This is a genomic window from Winogradskyella pacifica (assembly GCF_013403915.1).
Classification (GTDB): Bacteria; Bacteroidota; Bacteroidia; order Flavobacteriales; family Flavobacteriaceae; genus Winogradskyella; species Winogradskyella pacifica.
In genome coordinates this window covers 1-1,034 of the sequence record NZ_JABFDI010000054.1, presented here as the reverse complement: position 1 = coordinate 1,034, position 1,034 = coordinate 1, and the positions used below count along the sequence as shown (strand labels likewise).

Here is a 1,034-nt window from a genome sequence, read left to right as displayed (position 1 = left end):
TGGTGGCACGATAGTGCCCCATGGGGTGGTGTAGTTCGGATCGGTGAACCATCAGGTTCGTGATCAACGAGTCATTTTGTATGTTAAGCGCTTTCGAGTTGAGGTGTCAACGACTCGGCGTGCCTCACCTATTTTGAGCGCGTGGCCCGGAAGGCTTGCCCGATGTGGGAGGGCAAGATCGATATGGCCGCGAGACGTCAGGTCACGAACAAACTGCGGGGTCAGTACCGCAACGCGACGAAGGTGGAGCGGGGCAAGATCCTGGACCGGGTCGTGTCGACCACGGGGATGGGCCGGTCGACGGCGCGGCGGATGCTGACCGGCGCGAGGCTGCCGGACCCCGCCGACCAGGTCGACGGGCGCACGCTGCGACCGCGGGGCTTCAGCGACGACGCCAGGGCACTGCTCGAGCACGTGTGGGCGTTGATGGGCATGCCGTGCGGCAAGTACCTCGTGGTGATGGCGGATCAGTGGCTGCCGCTGCTGATCGCGGCCGGCGACCTGGACAAGCCCTTCGCCACCGACGAGGCGGTCACGCAACTCGGTGCGATGAGCGCGGCCACGGTGGACCGCTACCTCAAACCGGCCCGGGACAGGATGCGGATCAAGGGCGTGGCGACGACGAAACCGTCTCCGCTGCTTCGGAACTCGATTAGCATCCGGACCTGCGCTGACGAGGCGCCCGACGCCCCGGGGGTGATCGAGGCCGATACTGTGGCGCACTGCGGCCCGACCTTGATCGGCGAGTTCGCGCGCACGTTGACGATGACCGACCTGGTGACCGGATGGACCGAGAACTGCTCGATCCGCAACAACGCCTCGAAATGGATCACCGACGGCATCGCCGAACTGCAGCAGCGGTTTCCGTTCGCGATGACCGTCTTCGATTCCGACTGCGGCAGTGAGTTCATCAACCACGAAGTCGCGGCCTGGCTGCAGGACCGCGACATCGAGCAGACCCGCTCGCGGCCGTACCAGAAGAACGATCAGGCTCATGTGGAGTCCAAGAACAACCACGTCGTCCGCAAGCACGC

At 64.8% G+C, this 1,034-nt stretch carries 1 protein-coding gene; it reads left to right on the top strand.

What is annotated here, in order from left to right; all coding sequences use genetic code 11:
- Positions 1-162: 162 nt before the first annotated feature.
- Positions 163-1,034 (top strand): integrase catalytic domain-containing protein (locus HM984_RS18025; protein ID WP_179350109.1); only part of this gene is annotated, 872 nt, incomplete at its 3' end.